The organism is Yaniella sp. (genome assembly GCF_030453185.1).
In the GTDB taxonomy this organism is placed as follows: domain Bacteria; phylum Actinomycetota; class Actinomycetes; order Actinomycetales; family Micrococcaceae; genus Yaniella.
The window spans coordinates 1-3332 of record NZ_JAKDKW010000138.1 but is presented as its reverse complement, the minus strand read 5'-3'; the positions used below and the strand labels follow the sequence as shown (position 1 = coordinate 3332).

Annotated in this window: 5 protein-coding genes; 3 read left to right on the top strand and 2 right to left on the bottom strand. The window is 60.2% G+C overall.

The annotated features are described in order from the left end of the window. Both L0H14_RS12210 and L0H14_RS12205 read left to right on the top strand, forming a co-directional pair. On the top strand, window positions 1-977 hold a 977-nt coding region (locus L0H14_RS12210; protein WP_301421968.1), incomplete at its 5' end, for an iron-containing redox enzyme family protein. Further along, on the top strand, window positions 974-1186 hold the full coding sequence (locus L0H14_RS12205; protein WP_301419136.1) for a CDGSH iron-sulfur domain-containing protein: 213 nt from the start codon (window positions 974-976) through the stop codon (window positions 1184-1186). The genes L0H14_RS12210 and L0H14_RS12205, both read left to right, overlap by 4 nt. Window positions 1187-1200: 14 nt before the next feature. Here L0H14_RS12205 and L0H14_RS12200 read toward each other — a convergent pair whose 3' ends face one another. Further along, window positions 1201-1815 (bottom strand): methyltransferase, encoded by a 615-nt coding sequence (locus L0H14_RS12200; protein WP_301419138.1) that lies wholly within the window; start codon window positions 1813-1815, stop codon window positions 1201-1203. A 15-nt stretch (window positions 1816-1830) separates the two neighbouring features. Then, the gene (locus tag L0H14_RS12195; protein ID WP_301421967.1) at window positions 1831-2733 is read right to left on the bottom strand and encodes an ADP-ribosylglycohydrolase family protein; all 903 of its coding nucleotides are present in this window, start codon (window positions 2731-2733) and stop codon (window positions 1831-1833) included. Between the two features lie 45 nt (window positions 2734-2778). Here L0H14_RS12195 and L0H14_RS12190 point away from each other — a divergent pair. Next, window positions 2779-3332 (top strand): exonuclease subunit SbcD (locus tag L0H14_RS12190; protein WP_301421966.1); only part of this gene is annotated, 554 nt, incomplete at its 3' end.

Here is a 3332-nt window from a genome sequence, read left to right as displayed (position 1 = left end):
CAGAGTCCGCGATGAGGAAACGAGGATCTATGCCAATGTTGAGTCCCACTAGCCGTGGGCAGCTGAGCCAAGCCGTCCTCGACGCGCTACGAAGTGGCGGAACCTCCCTGCTGGACGACGCTCCGGAACCTGACAACACCGAGGACGCCCAGCTTGCACTGTGGACCATGTATGAGCAGCACCACGGGGGCTTCGATGACATATCCGATGACCTGGAATGGGATCCGCACGTTCTTGGTGTGCGTCGTCGTCTGGAGCAAGACTTTGAGCAGACGCTGCGCCAACGGGCGCCACAAGCACCTGAGCCCGGTGACTTCGCCGAGACGTTCTTCGATTTCGTGGCCGGTCACGAGGGTCCATCGCTGTCGTCACACATGCACCGCTCAGCAACCGAAGCACAAGTGCGTGAGTTCCTCCGCCACAAATCGATTTATCATCTCAAAGAATCAGACCACACGACCTGGGTCGTGCCACGGCTCTCCGGTCCGGTCAAAGCGGCGGTGATGGAGCTGCAGTATGACGAATATGGTGCAGGCAATCCGAACCGTCTGCATGCCACGATGTTTGCCGACGGGCTGCACGCCAGCGACCTGGAATCGGCTTACGGCGCCTATATCAACGAAGCACCGGTTGAAATACTGGAACAAAATAATGTCATGTCCATGTTTGGTCTGAACCGACGACTCCGGGCGGCCTCACTGGGTTTCCTTGCCGCGTTTGAGACGACCAGTTCGGTACCTTCGCGGCGGATTGCTCAGGGGCTGGACCGACTTGGTTTCCCACCCGAGATGATTGAGTATTACACCGAACACGTCGAGGCCGATGCGGTGCACGAACAGTTAGCCGTACGTACTATCTGTGGCGTTTTGATCGAGGAAGAACCAGCCCTATATGACGACGTCTACTTTGGGGCGTGGACCAGCATGGACCTCGAGGATCGCTACGCGCATCGCATGCTCGAAGAATGGGCTGCATGAACGAGACACCCAACCCAGACCACCCCGATATCGTGCTGTGCCCCGGTGGGCCGATGCTGCTCCGCGGCGATCATGTGATCGAAGATGAAGACGGCAATGAGCACCAGACCACCCGTCCGGTCAGCGCGGTCTGCCGCTGTGGCAAATCCCAGATCAAGCCGTGGTGTGACGGCACCCATAAATTTTTACGCAAACGCTCGGACGACTAAGTGCGGCACGTTCCTCAGCGTGCCAACCGCACGATCACCCCGTCGTCAAAAGTTTTCGTCTCCTGGACTGTCACAGCGCCCTCGCCCAGTTGTTTGGCGTGCTGAGCAATCAGCCGGACCTGTTCGGTGCTGCCCAGTTGCAGCAGTGCTGATCCGCCGTCGGCCAGATGCTGATCGATGAGCTCGACACAGGTGCGGGCGAGGTCCAACCCGTCGTCACCACCATCGATAGCCAGAACCGGATCGGCAGGAAATCTCGAGGTCTCGGTACTGCGCACCCACGGGGGATCGGCAATGATCAAACCGAAGCGCTCCTCGGCGGCCAGTGCGTTCTGCATCCGAGCCAAGCGAAACTCTATGCGCTCGGCCATGTTATTGACGACGGCGTTGTGCTGTGCGAAGTGTTCGGTAATGGGGTTGAAGTCAACCATCACCAGATCGCGGTGTGAGTCTTGTACCGCGGCCAGCCCGATGTGGCCGACACCGGCGCAGAGTTCTAAAACGGGACCAGCTGGGGCTTGGGCCAACAGTTCGGCGGCCCAGCTGGACTGCGCTTCGGTCCACGGTCTGGGTTCCAGCACGCGGTGGTCGTAGCTGATGATCAGGCCCGCAAAGGTGAGTTCGGGCATTGGCGTTCCTACTTTCTAACTGGTCAGGCGAATCCAGCGGTCAATGAGTTCTTCGAGCACCGGGTAATTTTTCAGGTGCGATGGGGTACCGGTTGCGGTGTTGCCCAGTAGCCCGCCGGCTAATTGCCCGGCCAGTAGAGCCGTGGCTTGGGTGTTCCCACCGTGGTTGACCGCATTGGTCACGGCCGCAGCAAACAGTTGTTCTGGTGCCACGGGTTGTTCCAGCGCATCGGCGACCGAGGCGATAGCTGCGGTCAGAACCTGTTGCGCCGTCGTCGGTGTTACAACGGTGGCGGCGAGACCGGTACGAATTTGCTCGGCTAGTTCGGCGTCGTGCTCGGATATTCGGTCCAGGACTTCGGTCACGGAGCCCAGGAACGTCTTGCCGGTCAGCACGTGGTGAACCAGCAAGCTGTAGGCGACCGAAGTGGTCCAGGTGCCGTGTGTGAGCACGGCGGCCTGCTGCGACATTTTGATGACCCAGTCGGCATCCACCTGCGGAATCATGCCGAATGGTGCGGCACGCACGAGTGCTTCGGCACCGGTAGCCTCTTGCCCGTGGGGTTTGCGAGGGGTGCCCATCTCGACATCTTCCAGCCCGGTTTTGGTGGCGTCTTCGACGTCGCCGTCGCCCAGCGGGTAGGCATCGATCCAGCGGTCATACACGGCCGGCAGGCCTTCCGGGAAGTCTCCGTAGCGGGATTTATACCAGCGCAGCAACGCCAACCAGACGCTGGCCGGCGGGTCGGCAGCTTGACCATCGGAGGCCCATTCCAAAACTTCCAGCAGGCCATCGGCCACATACAGGCCCAGTTGGGTCCCGGTAGAAAATTCGGTGCCCTCGGGTTCAATGGCGGCGGCTTCGGCTGCTGCGCCCCCGTAGACGATCCCGGCAATGCGCGACGAGTAGTTATCCATGGCTTTAACCTTATCGTGTCCGACCTGGGTGCTTAGACTGGTGGCATGCGTATTCTTCACACCTCGGACTGGCATCTGGGCCGCTCCTTCCACAACACCGATATGCTGTCCAGTCAGCAACACGCCATCGATTGTATTGTTTCGACCATCACCGAACGCAACATTGACCTGGTGTTGATCTCTGGGGATGTCTACGACCGCGCCCTGCCACCGGTGGATGCGGTGCGCATGTTCGACCAGGCGCTAGTGGATATGCACGCGGCCGGAGCAGAAGTGGTGGTGACCTCGGGCAACCACGACTCAGCGATACGGTTGGGCTTTATGTCTCGCATGATGCACGATGCCGGGGTCTACATTCGCACCATGCCTGAAACCGTGGTGGACCCGATTGTGTTTGATGACGGCGATGCGGGGCGGCTGTGTCTGTGGACGGTGCCCTATTTGGAGCCCCGCCTGCACGCTGCGGAGTTCGGGGTGGATGCCAATCACTACAGCATTATGTCGCACGTGATGGAGCAGGTCCACGAGGTGATTGCCGAGCGCGGTTTGGCCGATGCCACGCACATCATGATGGCCCACCTCTTTGCCGCCGGGGCCAC